Genomic DNA, 19243 nt, shown 5'->3' on the forward strand with positions numbered 1-19243 from the left:
GATTCACAACCCTAGGGAGCGGACCTGGCGAACAGCCGGACCCGGGGGCCGAAACCGCGGTCGAGCGTTGCCCGGCAGCGACACTTCCGTCATGCGGCTGGACTCGCACGCGCGCGGTCACCATAACGGCGCCGACGAGCGCCCTCGCGGCGCGGCACGATTCCGGGACCGGCGATGGCGCTGAAGGACACTTTGCTGCGCATCTTCACGTGGTGGAACGGTCAGACCGTCTCCGTCGCGCTCCAGACCGCGCGCACCGGCATCTTCGTCGGCGAGGACGAGTTCGGGAACAAGTACTACAAGGCGGAAGGTGCGCTGATCGACCGCTCGGTGGGCTCGGAGCGCCGCTGGGTCGTCTATAACGGCTACGCCGACGCCTCGAAGGTGCCCCCCGGCTGGCGGGGCTGGCTCTGCCACAACGTCGACGTCGCGCCGAGCGAGGAGAAGTACCAGCCGAAGGCGTGGCAGAAGCCGCATATCGAGAACCAGACCGGCACCGCGAACGCGTACCGGCCGGCGGGCTCGCAGCTCTCCTGGGGCCAGCGGCCGGCAGCGACCGGCGACTACGTGTCCTGGACGCCGGGCGAGTAGGTCCGCGCGCCGCCTCGGGCCGGGCGCCCTTTTGCCGCCACCGTTCCGGTGTTCATGACGGGCCAATCCCGATCGTCCGCCGCGCAGCCGTTGGCGCGGCCGGCCACCCTCGTCTAGGGGTCCGAGCCTTGAGCCGCATCACCGCCCTCGCACGCCGCGCGCTCGCCCCGAGCCTCGCGCTCCTCGTCTGCGCCGGCCCCGCCGCTGCCGACAAGATCAAGAACCCGACCGCGGTGTTCTCCGGGCTCGACAAGATCACCGGCCGGATCGTCAATTTCGAGGTCGCGGTCGACGAGACCGTGCAGTTCGGCGCCCTGCAGCTCACCCCGCGGGTCTGCTATACGCGCCCGCCCACCGAGAGCGCGAAGACCACGGCGTTCCTCGAGGTCGACGAGGTCACCCTCGACAACAAGTACCGCCGCATCTTCACCGGCTGGATGTTCGCGTCGAGCCCCGGCCTCCACGCGATCGAACACCCGATCTACGACGTGTGGCTGGTCGACTGTAAGGGCGGCAGCGACGTGATCGCCGAGGCCAAGGAGCAGGAGGACGTCCCGGCCGTGGCGGCCAAGCCCGAGAAGGCGAAGCGCCCCGGCAAGGACGCGACCAAGACCGCCCAGCAGCTCAACGCCAACGGCCAGGTCGACGTGGAGGCGCCGCGCGGCGTGCCGGTGCAGCCCCGCCAGAAGCCCTCGCGCAAGTTCTTCCCGTCGAACGAGGGCCCGGCGCCGGCCCCGCCGCCGCAGCAGCAGCCGCAGAACCTGTTCGACGCGCTGTTCCGCTGACGCCGTCGCGAGCGCGTCGTCGCTTCAGGCGACGTTGAGGCGACGCCCCCGATTCCAGGCCAGGAACGGGACGCCGGAGAGCAGTCCGGCGAGGGCGGCGCGCGTCTGGTGGCAGCCGTTCACCGACACCCGGGGCAGGGCCTGGAGATGGCCGGCATGCTCGGCGAAGAGGTGGCCCGGCCGCGTGGTCACCGCCGTCGCGAAGCCCATCTCCCGCGCCAGCGCGAATTCCCGCGGGCCGGCGGAAGACGGGTCTCCGACCGGGTAGGAGAGGTGTCGCACCGGTCGGCCGAGTTCCGTCTCGATCCGCGCGCGCCCCTCGGCGATCTCGCGCGATGCGAACGCGGCGGCGTGCTTAGCCAGCATCGGGTGGCTGACCGTGTGCGCGCCGACGGTGACGGCCGGGTCGACGGCGAGGTCGCGCAGTTCGTCCCAGGACAGACACAGATCGGCGGCGAGGCGCCCCGGCGGGAAGCCGGCCTGCCGGCAGAGGGCGGCGATCCGCTCGAGGAGGTCCGCCTCGTCGCCGTGGCGCAGGTCGCGGTACAGAGCTTCGAACGCCAGCGCCTTCTCCTGCGGGCTGCGCGCAGGAAGGTCGAGACTCCGCGCACCGATCTCGATGCGCACCCGGTCCAGCCGCGCGATCGCCCGCTCCAGTTCGACCCACCACAGCCGGCCGGCCTGATCGGCGAAGCCGCTGGTGACGAACAGCGTCCACGGCGCGCCGTGGCGGGCCAGCACGGGACGGGCGTGCACGACGTTGTCGCGATAGCCGTCGTCGAAGGTCAGGACGGCGAAGGGCGGTCCGTAATCCGGCTCGGCCAGCCGCTCCGGCACCGCATCCAGGCCGATGATCTCGAAGCCGCGGGCGTCGAGCTCGCGCAGGGTGAGGTCGAGGAAGTCCGGGGTGATGCCGAGCAGCCGGTTCGGCGCGAAGGCCGGCACCGGGTCGGGGCTGACGTGGTGGAACGTGAGGATCACGCCGAGGCCGCGGGCCGCGGGGCTGAGCCAGCGGTCTGCCCCCAGCGCCTGGATCGCGCGGAAGCCCGACGCGAAGACCCGATGCTTGGCACGCGACGACAGCATGGCCCTGAACCGTTCGGGCCCGAGGCCCAGCGCGGCACAGCCTTGGCGTGCCGGGGTAAACAAACCCGAAAGCACGCGCAGCGGCGCTCATCGCAAGCTGTCATTAGCCACGACTGAGCTTTGCCGGACCATCCGGCACCGGGATCATACCATCGTCGATTGAAGTCACGGGCTGTTCAGTCGCCTCCCGTCAGGGTTGGGGCGCCACGGGACCGTGAGCGGTCCCCGGGAGATCGGGTCATGGCGGTCGGCGTCCAAGTAACGGGAACGGACATGGTCGATACGCGCATCGCCGGGGGGCTCGTCGCGGAGATCATGCCGGACCTCGCCGCGGCCGAGGCGCTCTGGCGGCGCCTCGAGGCCGATCCGGCGAGCCTCGGCACACCCTACCAGCGGTTCGACTGGATCGGCGCCTACCTGCGGGCGACGGGGCAGGCCGAACGCGCGCGCGTCGCGGTCCTGCGGGACGCGGACGGCCGGCCACGCATCCTCATCCCGTTCACGCTTCAGCGGGAGCACGGCCTGCGCCTCGCGCGCACGGTCGGCGACACCCACGCCAATTATCACTTGCCGCTCTTCGCCACCCGCGGCGCGGCGGCCATCGCGCCCGGCAGCATCGTCGCGGCCCTGATCCGCGCCGGCCGCGCGGACGGGATCGACGCCTTCGCCCTGAAGCATCAGCCCCGGATGTGGGACGGGGCGGCGAACCCGCTCGCCGCTAGCGGCGAGGCGGAGGCCAGCGACGCCTACGGCCTCATGCTCGGGCCGGACCCTGAGGCAACCGTACGCCGGGTCTTCAGCGCGGATGCCCGCAAGAAGCTGCGGTCCAAGGAGAAGCGCCTCGTGGAGGCGCACGGCGCGATCACCTACCGCCGCGCCGAGACCGCCGACGAGGCGGGGCGCCTGCTGGCGGCGTTCTTCGCGCAGAAATCGGCCCGCTTCGCCGGCATGGGGGTGTCCGACCCCTACGCCGACCCCGCGATCCGGGCCTTCCTGACGGCCGCGGCGACCGGCGCCGAACCCGCGGTGGAGCTGTACGCCCTGTGCCTCGCCGAGAGCGGTCGCGTCCTCGCGACCTTCGGCGGCGCCGTCAGTGAGCGGCGCTTCAGCGGCATGATGACGGCGTTCGACGGCGACCCCGAGATCGCTCGCTACAGCCCCGGTGACTTGCTGCTCCAGCACCTGGTGCGCGACCAGACCGCGCGCGGCCGGCAGGGCTTCGACCTCGGCGTCGGTGAGGCCCGCTACAAAGCCAGCATCTGCGACGAGACGATCGGCCTCGTCGAGACGATCATTCCGGTCACCCTCCGGGGCCGGATCTACGGTGCGCTCCGCCGCGGCCTGAACCGCACGAAGCGGCGGATCAAGCGGGACCCGCGCCTCTACGCCCTCCTGAAACGGCTCCGCACTCTGCGCCGATCGTGACCGGCGTCCCGGCCTAGGCGGCGTTGAGGCGCAATTCCGCCCGGGCGTCCGCGACCTCGGATGCGGCGGCACGATCCTGCGCCACTAGGATCTGCCCCGCACCGGCCTCCTCGGCCAAGGCGTACAGGTCGGCCAGCGCCGGATCCTCGGCATCGGCGTTCGACGCGATGACGACGCTGTCCATGAAACCGGCGACCAGCTCGAGGAGGTCGACGGCCCGCGGCGCGGCGTAGAGCCGGCAGATCACCCAGTCGTAGGCCTCGGCCATGGCCTCGAAGGTCAGCGCCAGAGCATCCAACTCGTCGAAGAGGACGGCGGAATCCTGCAAGCCCGCCTCGATCCGGTGATAGCCGCTGTCCCGGCGTGCCTGGATCACGTCGAGGAAGGCGGCTTCGCCGGCGACGAGGTCGGAGAAGCCGAGCCCTGCCGTACCGTCGTGCGGCAGGTTCAGGTCGACGGCGACGAGGCTACCCTCACGACCCAGGGCGCGGGTCAGAGCCTCGGGAAGCGTCGGGACGCCGCGTCGATCCTCGGTCTCGACGATCAGGATCCGGCGACCGGCCTGCGCCTCCGGGGCCCGGGGCGTCGCCGCGATCCGGGCGACGAGGGGCGCGAGATCGAACGTGTCGGCGCTGCGGATCGCCGTCGGCGCGACGGGCGCCGTCTCGGCGGCCGACCGCGGAGGCTCGGACCAGTGCGCGGCCGGCGTCGCTTCCGGGAAGGTGAAGGACGGCCGATCCAGCACCGGCTCGCGGCGGCGGCGATCGTCCGCCGGGTCGCCGTCGCGGTCGCCGGCGGGGCGGCCGGACTCCGCGAGCAGCGCGCTGGCGATGACGCCGCCGACCGACAGCATGAGCGTCAGCAGGGTCGCGAAGGCGACGATCGGCAGCTTCTTCGGGAAGGACGGGAGCTCGGGCGTCACGGCGCGGGACACGATGCGGGCATCGGCGGGCGTCGCGGCCTCGCCGTCGCGCGCCGCCGCCTCGCGGTAGCGGCCGAGATAGGACTCGAGCTGCTCGCGCTGCGCCTTCGCCTCGCGCTCCAGCGCCCGGAGCTGGATCTCGCTGGCGTTGCCGCGGACGACGACGTCCTGCTGGCCGTCCACGGCGGCCTGGAGGCTCTCGACTCGGGCCCCGGCGATCTTGGCATCGTTCTCCATCGTGCGCACGACGCGCTCGGCCGAGGCCTTGATCTGCGCGTCGAGGTCCTCGAGCTGGGCGTTCAGCTCCTTGATCCGCGGGTGGGCCGGCAGGAGGGTCCGAGACTCGAGGGCGAGCTGCGCGCGCACGGCGATCCGGTTCTCGACGATCCGGCGGATCACCTCGTTGTTGGCGACGTCGGGGATCTCGAAGGCGCGCCCGTCCTTGATCAGATCCTTGATGGCCTTCACCTTGCCGTCGAGGTCGGCCTTCAGGCTCCGCGCCGCGGAGAGCTGACTCGACAATTCGCCGAGCTGCTGGGCGTTGAGCGGCCGGCCGGCAACGCCGGTGCTGCCCACGAGGCCGTTCCTGGCGCGGAACGCCTCGACCTTGGCCTCGGCCTCGGCGACGCGGTTGCGCAGCCCGTCGATGTTGCCGCCGAGCCAGGTGGAGGCGTACCGGGCGGTGTCGACCTTATCGGCTTCGAGCGAGCCGATGTAGAGCTTCGCGATGGTGTTGGCGGCCTCGGCCGCGAGCTTCGGGTCCTTCGCGCGGAACTCGATCGTCAGGATCCGCGACTTGCCGGCGGGATAGACCAGCAGGTGATCGAAATAGGCGTCGAGCACCCGGTCCTCTGCGGGGCGGTCGAGAGGATTGGCGCCGATGCCGAGCATCATCAGAACGCGCTGAACCGCGCCGATGCTGCCCGCACCGGGATCGAACTCGGCGTTGCCGACGAGCTTGAGCCGGCGGATCGCCTCGCGGGCGAGATCGCGGGACATGGCCACCTGCACCTGACTCGCCACCGCCTGCTCGTCGATCGGTGCGAGCTGGTCGCCGCGCTCCTGCGCGGTCCGGGCGAAGGCCGGGTCGCGGCTCTCGAGGAGAACCTTCGCCTCGCCGGTGTAGCGGGGGCTGACCACGTTGACGAAGACGCTCGCGCCCAGGGCGACCACCAGGGTCGGCCCGACGATCCAGCCGATCGAGCGCCGCAGGATCCGCGGCAGCTGCGCGAGGCCGAGGCCTTCCTCGGCGCGCGGCTGGGGTCCGGGCACGGCATAGATCGAGCGCTGACGGATCGTGGACATGCGGACGCTCTGAACGCGGAGACAAACCGAACAGGCATTACTGCCGTCCCGCCGCCATTAGTGGATGTTAAGGTTGCTCAAGAGTTAAGGCGCGCGGGGACCGGTGGCGGGGCAATGCCGGCCGAACGGCGATCAAGGTTCATTAACCTTAACGGCCTAGATGATCCCGCAACTGCATCCATGACGGCGATGGTGATGAACCGGCGCGCTCTGCTCCTCGCACTCGGCTCGACTCTGGCGCTCGGCGGTTGCCTGCGACCGAGCTTCCGCACCGATCAGCTCGATGCCACCGGCACGGGCTCGATCGCGGCGCGGTACACGCTGGCGGCCGGCGACAAGCTTCGGGTGATCGTGTTCGGCCAGGACAACCTGTCCAACATCTACGCGGTCGACGGCGCCGGGCGCATCGCCATGCCGCTGATCGGGACCGTGCAGGTCGGCGGCCAGACCACCGCGCAGGCCGCCAAGGCGATCGAGACGAAGCTGGCCGCCGGATACGTGCGCGAGCCGCACGTCACCGTGGAGGTGGACGCCTACCGGCCGTTCTACATCCTCGGGGAGGTCACGACATCCGGCCAGTACCCATTCGTGAATGGCATGACCGTCGAGACGGCGGTCGCGATCGCGGCCGGCTTCGGCCCCCGGGCCGCGCGGGACTACGCTGTCCTGACCCGCGATGCAGGCGGCTCGCTGATCTCCGGGATCGTGCCGATGACCTACGCGGTCCGACCGGGTGACACGATCGTCATCAAGGAACGATTCTTCTGAGCGGCGCCCCGACGGTCACTGGCCACTCTGCCACGGGTTGATGACCCGCATGGCGGTCTTCTGCGCCGGGATCGGCGTCGCCACCTCGGGCATCGGCTGACGCGCGCGCGCCATCATCCGACGCGCCTCCTGCGCGGGCACCGCACCGACCGGCGTGAACAGGCCCGCCAGGACCTTCCGCGTGCCCCGGCTCACGAAGCGCGAGTTCTGAACCGGCTCGAAGTCCCGGATCGCGTGGCGCTTCTCGGGATTCCCGGTGAAGACCCGGGCACCGGTATTCAGAACCACGATGTCACCGGGCCGCAGCGTCTCATCCTTGAGGAGCGCCGCCGTCGCGCCGGCCTTCATGTCGATGGGCGTCTGGCGCTCGCTGATCTCCCGCTCCTTCACGCGGATCTTGAGCGGGAGCGCCGCGTAGCGGGTCTGGAAACGTCGGCGCGCCGCCCCGAGCCGCGGGGTGGCGTGGCGGCCGAAGGCGCGGCCCTCGAAGGCGGGCGCCGGGGCAGGGGCCGGCTGGGCCTGCTGCGCGGGCGGCCGGGCGCCGAACAGCATCTCGAGGAAGCCGACCTCAGCGGCCTGGGCGCGCATCGCCGTTCCGGCGAGGAGACCGCCGGCCGCCATGACGGCCAGCAAGCTGCTCGTGCGAAGCCTCATAGCACCCTCCGGAACCGACGCCCGACGTGAGCATCCGACCCTCAACCGCAAGGCGTACTGGAGGGTTCCGGATGATTTAGCGTCTACTCAGGAACGACGGGCAGTGGCCCGATGGTGCAGGATTCGACGCTTCCGACGACGCCATCGCGGCGCGTTTGGGCGCGGAGAACGCGGGCTAGCCCGGCGCCGACTGCTCGCCCTCGCCGATGCAGTCGAGTGCGCGCTCGACGGCGCTCACCGCATCCAGGAGGTGCTGCACGGTGCGCTCGACCTCGATCGCCGGACGCCCCATCGCGGCGGCGCGGGCGCTCACATCCTCGAGCTGCTCCAGCAGGGCGAGGAGATCACCGGCCACGGTCACAACTTCGCAGCGAGCGAGACGCGTGACGGTCGGGCGCGGACGGAAGGGCAAGACGTTGCTCATCGCGTGGGTTGTCGCCCGAAACGACCGGGATTCGCCAGGGGGAGAGGACCGGACTCAACACGAATGACCGCCCCTATCCGCCGCAATCCCGGCGTGTGGTGCATTTTCCGTGGCCGCTGCGCATCGGAGACGGCAGAACCGATTTACATCTTGCGCGCGACCTTGACGGACGCTCCGCCGCGCTGACCATGCCGCCAGACGCCCCGTGAGGGTTCGGTCCGGCCCTCGCCGGGTACGGCCCGGCCACGGCCCGCTTTCAGGATCGACGATGCGCTTGACCCTTCTCGCCCTCTCCGCGCTGACCCTCGGCGGCCTCTGCGCCTGCACCACCAGCGAGGGCCCGGATACCCGCAGCGGCCTCGCCGAGACCTTCAACCTCGACAACTACCGGGCGTCCGGGAACACCAACGGCACGCAGACCCGCCGCGACGTGAACCGCGCCTACACCCAGCCGACGCTGCCGACGATCGGCAACCGCGGAATGTGAGGCGCGCGGCGCGTCACCGCTTGGTGAGCGCGTCCGCGAAGGTGGCGATCCGGTTGCGGGCGTAGACCGGCAGGCCGGCGCTGATGGAATTGCCGGTGTTGAAGCTGGAATTACCCATCAGCACCTGCGCCGGGAGCAGGTTCTTGAGCACGGGCACGCGGGCGTACTCTGCCTTGCGGTCGAGCACGTCGCCCTTGATCGCCAGCGCCATGTAGGCGGTGACCACCGTCTTGGTCGGGTCGTTCGGCATCGGCTGGAGCACGGCCAGGAACTTGCCGAAGCGCAGGATCTGGTTGACCCAGAAGATCGTCTGCTCCAGGCCGCCGGTCACCGCGGTATCGATCTTCGTGAGCGCCCTGAGCCGGTCGCCCTGGTCCGGCCCGAGCACCCGCAGCTCGCTCTGGAACGAGACGAACTCGGCGATCTTCTTGGCCGAGCCCTCCTCCAGCTTGTTGGCGAGTTTCACGCCCAGCGGCAGCTTGCCCTCCAGGTCGTAGCGCGACTCGATGCAGGCGCCCGCGCCCTCGCACCACGCGCGGTCGGGCCGCTTGGCGAAGGCGGCGGCCGGATCCTTGTTGGGGGTCACGTCGGCGACCGCCAGGGTGTGGTGCTTGATCGCCGGATCCATTTTCTGGACGAAGGCGAGGTTGGCGAAGGCCTGGAGGTCGATCGCCTCGGGCGGTCGCGGGACGACGAAGCGTCCCTCGGCGACGTAGACCTTCAGGGTCTCGTGCCGCGGCTTCGTCACGCCGTTCACCGTCACGGTGTAGTCCGGCTCCTTGTAGCCGGGATAGGGGGCGAGCGCCGCCGCCTCAGCCGGCCGCGCCTTCAGCCAGTCGAGATACGGGATCAGGCCGTTCTCCGGCGCCGACGGGTTGTCGCGGTGGTCGGTGAACAGGATCTGGCCCGGCTTGATCGCTGCCGGATCGACGGCGGTGACGGAGGGCACCTCCTTGATCCGCTCCGGCCCGGGCGCCGGGGCGGTGTTGGCGGCGGGCGTCTGAGCGCGGGCCGAGGAGGCCGGGAGCGCGACCGTGAGGGCGGCCGCCAGGGCCGCGGGAAGCTGCTGGCGCAACGGGATACTCGTCTGTCGGGGAGGGCTGTCAGTAACCGGGGTCTTCGCCGAACAGGTAGTCGGGATCGCGGCGGCGCGGGCGGCGCACGTCGTCATCCCCGCCGAAGGGCGAGCGACTCGTCTGCCCCGGCCACGGCTTGTAGGGATCCTGCCCGTAGAGATCCACATCGCCCTGCGCGCGGCGGCTGCGCGGCGCGGGACGCTCGCCGAACGGATCCAGGAAGTCGGCCCGCGGCCGCTCGCCGGTCATGTTGCCGTAGTAGTCGCCGGCGACGCTCGCGCCGTCGTCGGCGCCCGCGAGATCGCCGTCCTGCGCGTCGGGCCGCATGGCGTAGAGCGTCTCGCGGGGCACGAGGCGGTACTGCGTGTCCGCCATCTGCCCGTCGCCGCTGGTGCGGAAATGCTCGAGGAAGCCGCCGCCCGCGACCCGCACACCGCTGCGCGGGTCGATCGGCAGGTCGGCGATGAACGGGCGCGCCTCGGGGGAGGGGCCTCGCAGCGGCGTCTTGGCGACGCCGTTCGCCCAGGCCGCCTGCAGGATCGCCGAGGCGATCGGCACCGAGACGTGGCCGCCGGTCTGGCCGCGGCCGAGCGTCTTGCGGGTGCCGTCGGCGTTGTCGTAGCCGACCCAGACCACGACGCTGATCTCGTTGGTCAGCCCGGCGAACCACGCGTCGTTCTCGTTCTCGGAGGTGCCGGTCTTGCCCGCGACGTAGGCCGAGACCTTCGCGAGCGCCGCGGCGGTGCCGTGCTGGGTCACGCCCTGCAGCATGGTCTTGAGCTGGTAGAAGGCCACACGGTCCGCCGACGCGATACGCACCGGCTCCTTGATCGCGTGCGTGTAGAGGGGCTTGCCGTCCCGCTCGACCGACTCGAGCGCGTAGGGGGCCGGACGCGCGCCCTCGTTGGCCACCGCCGCGTAGAAGCCCGCGAGGTCGAGCATCCGCACCGGCTGTGCGCCGAGCACGAACGGATAGTAGGGCTCGCACTCGGCATAGATCTGCGCCTCGAGGGCGATGTCGCAGACCCGCTTCAGGCTCGCCGGTGCCTTCGGGGCGATCCCGCCCTGGAGGAGCCGGGCGGTGACGAGGTTCTTGGAGAATTCGAGGCCGCGCCGGAGGGTCGTGGGTCCCGAGCCGCCGCCCTCGTAGTTCTTCGGCGACCAGGAATCGCCGGTCCCACCGATCGGCGGCAGGGTCACGGCGGAATCCATCACCAGGGTGTTCGGCTGCAGCCCGGCGTTAAGCGCGGCGAGATAGGTCAGCGGCTTCAGGGTCGAGCCGGGCTGGCGCACCGTCTGGGTGACCCGGTTGAGCTGGCTCAGCGGATAGGAGAAACCGCCGGCCATCGCGAGGATCCGGCCGGTCCGGTTCTCCATCACCAGGGCCGCGCCCTGGACGGTCGGCCGGACGCGAAGCTGCGCGCGCGGGCCGCCCTTGCCGGCACTGATCTTCACCCGGACCACGTCGTAGAGTTGCAGCTTTCCGCGGGCGATGCCGGGGTCGAGGAAGGCGGTGCGGCCGTCGGCCAGGCCGACCTTCGTGCCGCCGCGGCCGGTCTCCAGTACCACCGCCAGCGGCCAGTGGACGTCGTAGAGCACCGGACGGGCGCTCTCCAGCGCCAGCAGCCACGCCGGCTTCTTCTGCGGCACGGCCGCGACCCTCTCACCGCGGCGCGGTTTCGCGTCCGGCTTGGCGTCGAGTTTCGCGGCCTCCGGCCGCGCGCCGGTGACGGCCGGCGCGGCCGAGGCGGAGGCCTCCGGTGCCGGGGTCGCGGCCTGGATCCGGCGGACGCTGTCGGCGAGGTTGAGTTCGGGCCCCGTGAAGACCTGCCGGCCGGTGCCGCGCTCGTAGTTGGCGAGGCCGTCCTGCAGGGCCTCCTCGACGGCGCGCTGCAGGCCCGCGTTGATCGTGGAGCGGACGGTCAGGGAGCCGGAAGTCAGCGAATCCACCCCCGCGAAGGTGCGGGCCTCCCGGTTGAGGAAGTCCACCACGTAGAAGCCGGAATCGCGCCGCGCGGTCTCGATCGGCTTCAGGCCGAGATCGGCCTTGATCGCCGCGTTCATCTCGGCCTCGGTGATCGTGCCCTCTTCCTTGAGGCGAGCGAGCACGTAGGCGCGCCGCTCCCGTGCCCGGTCGGGATACTTGTCGGGACTGTAAAAGTTCGGCCCCTTGGGCATGCCGGCGAGGAGCGCCGCCTCCGGCAGGGTCAGTTGTCCCACCGGCTTCCCGAAATAGCTCTGCGCCGCCATCTCGATGCCGTAGGCGCCGCGGCCGAGATAGATGCCGTTGAGGTAGAGCCCGAGAATCTGCGGCTTCGTGAGGATGCGCTCCAGACGCGACGCAACGATCATCTCGCGGATCTTGCGCTCGTAGGTGACGTCGTCGCCGACCGAGAGGTTCTTGACCACCTGCTGGGTGATGGTCGAGCCGCCCGCAGGCCGCCCCGGCGAGGCGAGGTTGGCGATGAAGGCGCGGATCACACCGCGCTCGTCGATGCCGTGATGGGTCTCGAAGCGCTTGTCCTCGGCGGCGATGAAGGCCTTCTGCACGAGGTTCGGGACGGCGGTGATCGGCACCACGATGCGGCGGCCGTTCGGCTCCGACGCCTCCGCGAAGGGCTTGCCGGCGCCGTCGAGGATCCGGGTCATGCCCGGCAGGGCCTTGTCGCGCAGGGCCTCGGCGCTGGGCAGGTCCTTGGTGGCGTTGTCGTAGAACTCGATCACAGCCTTCGCGTCGAAGGGCGAGTTCGCCGGGTTCTCGCCCTTGCAGAACTGCTTGTAGCTCGTGTTCAGCTCGTTCAGATCGAGCCCGTGCAGGATCTTCGGCGCGGCCGGCCCGGCGACCGTCGACGGATCCTCCATCGCGGTGGTGATCAACTCATCGAGATTGATGTCCTCGATGTCGAACGCCTTGCGCATGTGGGCGCAGCCGTCGCGCAACAGGCGCACCACCTCCGGGCCGTCCGTCGCGGGATCGAACTGCGTCCGGACCGCGTCCGGCCGTGTCGTGACCTGGCTCAGCGTCAGGGCAGTCGCGAACAGCTTGATCAGGATGGCGTTCATACGGGCCGGGTTCGGGGGACGCGACGGGGCGGGCGCGGACCTTTCGGGAGCGCGCCTGAACAGGGCGTGCACAACGCGGCTGATTTAAGGTGACGCCGAACGGCAACGCTTTGGCCGGCTCCCACGTTCGTCAGGCGCGACGACGCCGGGGGGCCCATGATCAACGACCTGTGGTACAAGAACGGGATCATCTACTGCCTGTCGGTCGGCACCTTCATGGACGCCAACGGCGACGGCATCGGGGACTTCGCCGGACTCGAGCGACGCCTGGACTACATCCAGGGACTCGGCGCCACCGCGGTCTGGCTGATGCCGTTCCAGCCCTCGCCCAAGAAGGACGGCGGCTACGACATCGCCGACTATTACGGCGTCGATCCGGATTACGGCTCGCTCGGAGACTTCGTCGCCTTCGCGCACGCCGCTAAGCAGCGGGGCCTGCGCGTCCTCATCGACCTCGTGGTCAACCACACCTCCGACCAGCACCCGTGGTTCCAGTCGGCGCGGTCCGACCCGGACTCGCCCTACCGCGACTGGTACGTCTGGTCGAAGGAGCGGCCGGCGACCGCCGACGAGGGCATGGTCTTTCCGGGCGTGCAGGAGACCACCTGGACCTACGACGCGAAGGCCAAGGCGTGGTACTTCCACCGCTTCTTCAACTTCCAGCCGGATCTCAACACCGCCAATCCGGAGGTGCTCGCCGAGATCCTGAAGATCATGGGTTTCTGGATCCAGCTCGGCGTCTCCGGCTTCCGCATGGACGCGGTGCCCTTCGTCATCGCCGAGAAGGGCGCCCATGTCGGCGGCAAGCCTCGCGAGCAGTTCGAGATGCTCCGCGACCTGCGCGAGTTCCTCCAGTGGCGCCAGGGCGACGCCATCATCCTGGCCGAGGCCAATATCCTGCCGAAGCAGGACCTCGACTATTTCGGCGACGACGCCGACCGCATGCACATGATGTTCAATTTCCAGGTCAATCAGGCGACCTTCTACGCCCTGGCGGCCCACGATGCCCGGCCCCTGGTCAAGGCGATCGAGCAGACGAAGCCCCGTCCGCTCTCCTGCCAGTGGGGCATCTTCCTGCGGAATCACGACGAGCTCGACCTGGGGCGCCTCACCGGCAAGCAGCGCCAGAGCGTGTTCGACGCCTTCGGCCCCGAGAAGGGGATGCAACTCTACGACCGCGGCATCCGTCGCCGCTTCGCGCCGATGCTGGCGGGCGACCCGCGCCGCATCCGGCTCGCCTACTCGCTGATGTTCACCCTCCCGGGAACGCCGGTCTTGCGCTACGGCGACGAGATCGGGATGGGCGACGAGCTGGCATTGCCCGAGCGCGACTGCGCCCGCACACCGATGCAGTGGACGAGCGAGCACCAGGGCGGCTTCTCGACAGCCGAACGGACCGTGCTGCCGCTGATCGATCACGGGCCCTACGGCTACGCGCACGTGAACGTCGCCGATCAGCGCCACGAGGAGGGCTCGCTGCTCAACTGGATGCAGAGCATGATCCGGCAGCGGAAGGAGGCGCCGGAGATTGGCTGGGGCGACGTCGTCGCGATGGAGACGGGGCGCCCCTCGGTCCTGGCACTGCGCTACGAATGGCGCGGTAACGCCATCCTGTGCGTCCACAACCTCGCGCCGGAGCCCGTCGAGGTCGCGATGGCGTCGGGATCCCCTGATCCGGAGCACGACATCCTCGTCGACGTGCTCACCGGCTCGCGCAGCGAGGTCGGTGAGGACGGCCGCCACTGCCTGTTCATGGAAGGGTACGGCTACCACTGGTTCCGCGTCGGCGGGCTCGACGCGCTGCTGAAGCGGCGGCCGGCGTGAGGGAAACCGGGGCCCGGCTCGCCCTCGGCCGGCCGACACGGTAGGACACCTCCGAGAGGTGGGACATGGCCCGGACGAAGCACTACCCCCCGGACGCGACGATCGCCGACGTCCTGCCGGACCTCGCCGACGGTGAGGACTACCTGCGCCAGGTGCTCGTCACCATGCGGATGTGCCAGAAGCATTACGGCGACGCCTGGGTGCGGATCGGCGTGACCGGCCGATCGCCGACGCCGTCTTACCGGATCGACCGGCCGGACGAGACGGCGCGCGGCGACGGGACCGTCGAGGCGGGGAAAACCCTGTTCGGGGCCTATGGCGGACGGTCCCACGACCGGTTCACGCAGGTCAACGCCGTGGAGACCCGCTGGAGCTCGCGGGCGCTCGGCATGACCGAAACGCTGGCGCTTCACGACGGCCTGCGCCGCCACAGGGGCGACGTGGCCTGAGCGTCTCGCACAGGGTGCCGCCCACCCGCGTTCTGCGGTAGACTCGGGCCGAGAGCGTCGGGAGCGACGCTGCCAACACGCGGGACGACATGCCAGGTACGCCACGCGCCGGGATCATCCCGGTGACGCCCTTCCAGCAGAACTGCACCCTGATCTGGGACGACGCGACCAAGGTCGGCGCCGTGGTCGATCCCGGCGGCGATCTCGACCGGATCGAGGCGGCGATCCGCGAGCAGGGCGTCACTGTTGAGAAGATCCTGCTGACCCACGGCCATGTCGATCACGCCGCCGGCGCCGACGAGCTGCGCGAGCGCCTCGGCGTGCCGATCGAGGGTCCGCATCAGGCCGACAAGTTCCTCCTCGATTCCCTGCCCGAGACGGCGGCCAATTACGGCCTCGGCGCCGCCCGACCCGTCACACCCGACCGGTGGCTCGACGAGGGCGATGCCGTAACGGTCGGCGGGCTCGCCTTCGACATCCTCCACTGCCCCGGCCACTCGCCCGGCAGCGTCGTGTTCGTGAGCCGGGACGCGCGCTTCGCCCTCGTCGGCGACGTGGTGTTCAAGGGCTCGGTCGGCCGCACCGACCTGCCCGGCGGCAACCACGAGCAGCTCATCCACGCCATCAAGGAGAAGGTCCTGCCGCTGGGCGACGACGTCGCCTTCATTCCCGGCCACGGACCGACCAGCACCCTCGGCGCGGAGCGCGTGTCCAACCCCTTCCTGCAGGATTGACGCGCATGGACAGGCGCCGCATCGGCCGCTCCGACCTGACGGTCGCGCCGTTCTGCCTCGGCGGCAACGTCTTCGGCTGGACGGCCGACGAGGCCGCGTCCTTCGCGATCCTCGACCGGTTCGTCGAGAGCGGCTTCGACTTCATCGACACCGCCGACGTCTACTCGCGCTGGGCCCCCGGCCACGTCGGGGGCGAGTCCGAGACGGTGATCGGCAAGTGGCTCGCGGCCCGGCCGGGTGCGCGCGACCGGATCGTGCTGGCGACCAAGGTCGGCATGGATCTGGGTGGGGCCGGCCAAGGCCTCTCGGCGGCCCATATCGAGCGGGCCTGCGAGGCCTCGCTGCGGCGCCTCGGGGTCGACCGGATCGACCTCTACCAGTCGCATCTCGACGACGCGACGGTGCCGCTGGAGGAGACCCTCAGGGCACACGAGCGCCTGATCACGGCCGGCAAGGTCCGGGCCATCGGCGCCTCGAATTACACGGCGGCGCGGCTCGCGGAGGCGCTGGGCATCGCGGCCTCAGCGGGGCTGCCGCGCTACGAGTGCCTCCAGCCGGATTACAGCCTCGCCCAGCGCGGCTACGAGGCCGAGCTGGAGCCGCTCTGCCGCGCCGAGCAGATCGGCGTGATCGGCTATTTCTCCCTGGCGGCCGGCTTCCTCACCGGCAAGTACCGGAGCGCCCGGGACGCGGCGGGGCGCGCGCGCGAGAATCGGGTGGCCAAGTACCTCAACCCGCGCGGCCTCGCGCTGCTCGACGTCCTCGACGCGGTCGCGCAGGCTTGCGGCGCCAGCCCGGCCCAGGTGGCGCTCGCCTGGATCATCGCCCGCCCGGGCATCACCGCGCCCATCGCGAGCGCCACCTCGGTGGCGCAGCTCGACGAGCTCCTCGGCGCCGTCCGGCTGACCCTCGCGCCCGAGGCGATCGACCGCCTGGATGCGGCGAGCGCGGGCGGCATCGAGGGCTAACGCAGCGTTAAGCGGCGGGCGTCACAAAAGCGACGGGACGGGCCAACCGCGGACCCGTAAAATCGTGCAATCTCAACGCGGAACCCCTATATCAGGCGGACCAAGCGAGAGTTCAGGCGCGGGCGCCCGACGGCGCATCTGCCACCGCCGCGATCAGGCCCGCCTGCCCGAGGAAGTTCATGGCCGACACCCCCCAGACCGAGCCCGCCGTCTACGGCGCGGAATCCATCCGCGTGCTGAAGGGCCTCGACGCCGTCCGCAAGCGGCCCGGCATGTATATCGGCGACACGGACGACGGCTCAGGCCTCCACCACATGGTGTACGAGGTGGTGGACAACGCCATCGACGAGGCGCTGGCGGGCCACGCCGACCTCGTCACCGTGACCCTCAATGCCGACGGCTCCTGCACCGTCTCCGACAACGGGCGCGGCATCCCGGTGGACATCCACAAGGAGGAGGGCGTCTCGGCGGCCGAGGTCATCATGACCCAGCTGCACGCCGGCGGTAAGTTCGACCAGAACTCCTACAAGGTCTCCGGCGGCCTGCACGGCGTCGGCGTCTCGGTGGTGAACGCCCTGTCGTCGTGGCTGCGCCTGCGCATCTGGCGCAACGACAAGGAGCACGCGATGGAGTTCCGCCATGGCGACGCCGTGGCGCCCCTGGAGGTCATCGGACCCGGGAACGGCCGGCGCGGCACGGAAGTCACCTTCCTGCCCTCGACCGAGACCTTCACGATGATCGAGTTCGACTACGCGACGCTGGAGAAGCGGCTGCGCGAGCTCGCCTTCCTCAATTCCGGCGTCCGCATCGTCCTGACCGACGCCCGGCACGCCGAGAAGAAGCGCGAGGAGCTCTATTACGAGGGCGGCATCGAGGCCTTCGTCCGGTACCTCGACCGCTCCCGCAAGCCGATCGACGGGATGACCAGCCCCGTGGTCGTCAGCTCCGAGCGCGACGGGATCCGCGTCGAGGTCGCGTTCTGGTGGAACGACTCGTTCAACGAGACGGTCCTGCCCTTCACCAACAACATCCCGCAGCGGGATGGCGGCACCCACATGGCCGGCTTCCGCGCGGCCCTGACTCGTCAGGTCACCGGCTACGCCGAGTCTTCGGGCATCGCCAAGAAGGAGAAGGTCTCGCTGACCGGCGAGGATTGCCGCGAGGGCCTCACCGCGGTGATCTCGGTGCAGGTGCCGGACCCGAAATTCTCGTCGCAGACCAAGGACAAGCTCGTCTCGTCCGAGGTGCGCCCGGCCGTGGAGAACGTCCTCAACGAGGGCCTGTCCACGTGGCTGGAGGAAAATCCGAGCCAGGCGCGGTCGGTGATGGGCAAGGTCGTCCTGGCGGCGTCCGCCCGCGAGGCCGCCCGCAAGGCGCGCGAGACCGTGACCCGGAAGGGCGCGCTCGACATCGCCTCGCTGCCCGGCAAGCTCGCCGATTGTCAGGAGCGCGACCCGACCAAGTGCGAGATCCTGCTGGTGGAGGGCGACTCCGCCGGCGGCTCGGCCAAGCAGGGCCGCGACCGGACCTTCCAGGCCGTGCTGCCGCTGCGCGGCAAGATCCTGAATGTCGAGCGGGTGCGCGCCGACCGGATGCTGTCCTCCGCCGAGATCGGCACCCTGATCACGGCGCTGGGCGCCGGGATCGGGCGCTCCTCCACGGACCGGGAGGGCTTCAACCCGGAGAAGCTGCGCTACCACCGCATCATCATCATGACGGACGCGGACGTGGACGGCTCGCACATCCGCACGCTGCTGCTGACTTTCTTCTTCCGGCAGATGCCGGAGCTGATCGAGCGCGGCCACCTCTACATCGCTCAGCCGCCGCTCTACAAAGCCGAGCGCGGCCGCCGGGCGATCTACTTGAAGGACGAGCGCGCCCTCGAGGATTACCTGATCGACCAGGGCACCGAGGGCGCTGTCCTGCGCCTCTCATCCGGCGCGGAATTCGCCGGCGCGCAGCTCAAGAGCCTCGTCGAGGAGGCCCGGACGTTCCGGAGCATCCTGCAGGGCCTGCACACGCGCTACGACCGCTCCGTGGTCGAGCAGGCGGTGCTCGCCGGGGCCTTCGATGCCGAGGCGGCGTCGCGGGCGGGCGAGGCCGAGGTGCTGGCCGACATGACCGCCCGCCGGCTCGACGCCATCGCGGACGAGATCGAGCGGGGCTGGCAGGGCGAGTCGTTCGAGGGCGGCTATCGCCTCAGCCGGACACTCCGGGGCGTCCGCCAGGTCTCGATCCTCGACGCCGGCCTGATCACCTCGCAGGAGGCCCGGCGCCTCTCCGAGCGAGCCGACGCCTTCCGGGAGATCTACGGCGAGCCGGCCACGCTCATGCGGAAGTCCGACGAGACCGTGCTCCACGGGCCGGTGGCCCTGTTCGAGGCCGTCATGGCCTTCGGCCGCAAGGGCCTGCAGCTCCAGCGCTACAAAGGCCTCGGCGAGATGACCGCCCAGCAGCTCTGGGAGACCACCCTGGACCGCGACGTGCGCTCGCTGCTGCAGGTCAGGGTCAAGGACGTCACCGACGCCGACGACCTGTTCGTGAAGCTGATGGGCGACGTCGTCGAGCCGCGGCGCGAGTTCATCCAGGAGAACGCACTGAGCGTCGCGAATCTGGACGTTTGAGGCGTGCATTGTAATTTCTCAGTAGATCTTGACCCTACGAACGAGTAACTTGTCCTGA

16 protein-coding genes are annotated in these 19243 nt (G+C 70.4%); 10 read left to right on the forward strand and 6 right to left on the reverse strand.

Features of this window, described 5'->3' with window-relative positions:
* The first annotated feature begins 174 nt into the window (after positions 1 to 174).
* Both J3A75_RS04335 and J3A75_RS04340 read left to right on the forward strand, forming a co-directional pair.
* Positions 175 to 591 (forward strand): NADH:ubiquinone oxidoreductase subunit NDUFA12, encoded by a 417-nt coding sequence (locus J3A75_RS04335; protein WP_012317326.1) that lies wholly within the window; start codon positions 175 to 177, stop codon positions 589 to 591.
* A gap of 128 nt (positions 592 to 719) precedes the next feature.
* Positions 720 to 1376: a DUF2155 domain-containing protein gene (locus J3A75_RS04340; RefSeq protein ID WP_012317327.1), complete on the forward strand. Its 657-nt coding sequence runs from the start codon at positions 720 to 722 to the stop codon at positions 1374 to 1376.
* A 24-nt stretch (positions 1377 to 1400) separates the two neighbouring features.
* On the opposite strand, the gene J3A75_RS04345 is transcribed toward J3A75_RS04340, so the two are convergent.
* Positions 1401 to 2462 (reverse strand): polysaccharide deacetylase family protein, encoded by a 1062-nt coding sequence (locus J3A75_RS04345; RefSeq protein WP_029358503.1) that lies wholly within the window; start codon positions 2460 to 2462, stop codon positions 1401 to 1403.
* 273 nt (positions 2463 to 2735) lie between these two features.
* Between J3A75_RS04345 and J3A75_RS04350 the strand changes: the two genes are divergently transcribed.
* Positions 2736 to 3887 carry a GNAT family N-acetyltransferase gene (locus tag J3A75_RS04350; RefSeq protein ID WP_234741264.1) on the forward strand — a complete coding sequence of 384 codons (1152 nt, stop codon included), beginning with the start codon at positions 2736 to 2738 and terminating at the stop codon, positions 3885 to 3887.
* A gap of 13 nt (positions 3888 to 3900) precedes the next feature.
* Here J3A75_RS04350 and J3A75_RS04355 read toward each other — a convergent pair whose 3' ends face one another.
* Positions 3901 to 6114 carry a GumC family protein gene (locus J3A75_RS04355; RefSeq protein ID WP_070998382.1) on the reverse strand — a complete coding sequence of 738 codons (2214 nt, stop codon included), beginning with the start codon at positions 6112 to 6114 and terminating at the stop codon, positions 3901 to 3903.
* A 189-nt stretch (positions 6115 to 6303) separates the two neighbouring features.
* Between J3A75_RS04355 and J3A75_RS04360 the strand changes: the two genes are divergently transcribed.
* Positions 6304 to 6882 carry a polysaccharide biosynthesis/export family protein gene (locus J3A75_RS04360; RefSeq protein WP_024827735.1) on the forward strand — a complete coding sequence of 193 codons (579 nt, stop codon included), beginning with the start codon at positions 6304 to 6306 and terminating at the stop codon, positions 6880 to 6882.
* Positions 6883 to 6897: 15 nt separating this feature from the next.
* Here J3A75_RS04360 and J3A75_RS04365 read toward each other — a convergent pair whose 3' ends face one another.
* Both J3A75_RS04365 and J3A75_RS04370 read right to left on the reverse strand, forming a co-directional pair.
* Positions 6898 to 7536 (reverse strand): hypothetical protein, encoded by a 639-nt coding sequence (locus tag J3A75_RS04365; RefSeq protein ID WP_012317332.1) that lies wholly within the window; start codon positions 7534 to 7536, stop codon positions 6898 to 6900.
* Positions 7537 to 7711: 175 nt separating this feature from the next.
* Complete coding sequence (locus tag J3A75_RS04370; RefSeq protein ID WP_012317333.1) at positions 7712 to 7960, reverse strand: hypothetical protein; 249 nt, start codon at positions 7958 to 7960, stop codon at positions 7712 to 7714.
* A gap of 268 nt (positions 7961 to 8228) precedes the next feature.
* Between J3A75_RS04370 and J3A75_RS04375 the strand changes: the two genes are divergently transcribed.
* Positions 8229 to 8447 (forward strand): hypothetical protein, encoded by a 219-nt coding sequence (locus J3A75_RS04375; protein ID WP_012317334.1) that lies wholly within the window; start codon positions 8229 to 8231, stop codon positions 8445 to 8447.
* A gap of 13 nt (positions 8448 to 8460) precedes the next feature.
* Here J3A75_RS04375 and J3A75_RS04380 read toward each other — a convergent pair whose 3' ends face one another.
* Both J3A75_RS04380 and J3A75_RS04385 read right to left on the reverse strand, forming a co-directional pair.
* The gene (locus J3A75_RS04380) at positions 8461 to 9522 is read right to left on the reverse strand and encodes a hypothetical protein (RefSeq protein WP_063111006.1); all 1062 of its coding nucleotides are present in this window, start codon (positions 9520 to 9522) and stop codon (positions 8461 to 8463) included.
* 28 nt (positions 9523 to 9550) lie between these two features.
* Positions 9551 to 12586 carry a penicillin-binding protein 1A gene (locus J3A75_RS04385; RefSeq protein ID WP_012317336.1) on the reverse strand — a complete coding sequence of 1012 codons (3036 nt, stop codon included), beginning with the start codon at positions 12584 to 12586 and terminating at the stop codon, positions 9551 to 9553.
* A 156-nt stretch (positions 12587 to 12742) separates the two neighbouring features.
* Between J3A75_RS04385 and J3A75_RS04390 the strand changes: the two genes are divergently transcribed.
* The 5 genes from J3A75_RS04390 to gyrB all read left to right on the forward strand — a co-directional run bounded on the left by J3A75_RS04390 (position 12743) and on the right by gyrB (position 19185).
* Positions 12743 to 14410 (forward strand): alpha-amylase family protein, encoded by a 1668-nt coding sequence (locus J3A75_RS04390; protein WP_024827731.1) that lies wholly within the window; start codon positions 12743 to 12745, stop codon positions 14408 to 14410.
* A 65-nt stretch (positions 14411 to 14475) separates the two neighbouring features.
* Entirely contained in the window at positions 14476 to 14859 is a 384-nt protein-coding gene (locus J3A75_RS04395) for a hypothetical protein (RefSeq protein ID WP_012317338.1), read from the forward strand.
* Between the two features lie 89 nt (positions 14860 to 14948).
* Positions 14949 to 15593: an MBL fold metallo-hydrolase gene (locus J3A75_RS04400; RefSeq protein WP_012317339.1), complete on the forward strand. Its 645-nt coding sequence runs from the start codon at positions 14949 to 14951 to the stop codon at positions 15591 to 15593.
* A 5-nt stretch (positions 15594 to 15598) separates the two neighbouring features.
* Positions 15599 to 16561, forward strand: a complete 963-nt coding sequence (locus J3A75_RS04405; RefSeq protein WP_024827729.1) for an aldo/keto reductase — start codon at positions 15599 to 15601, stop codon at positions 16559 to 16561.
* Between the two features lie 179 nt (positions 16562 to 16740).
* Positions 16741 to 19185, forward strand: coding sequence for a DNA topoisomerase (ATP-hydrolyzing) subunit B (gene gyrB / locus J3A75_RS04410; protein WP_012317341.1), 2445 nt, complete (start codon positions 16741 to 16743; stop codon positions 19183 to 19185).
* Positions 19186 to 19243 lie beyond the last annotated feature (58 nt).

The organism is Methylobacterium sp. PvP105 (assembly GCF_017876975.1).
In the GTDB taxonomy this organism is placed as follows: domain Bacteria; phylum Pseudomonadota; class Alphaproteobacteria; order Rhizobiales; family Beijerinckiaceae; genus Methylobacterium; species Methylobacterium radiotolerans.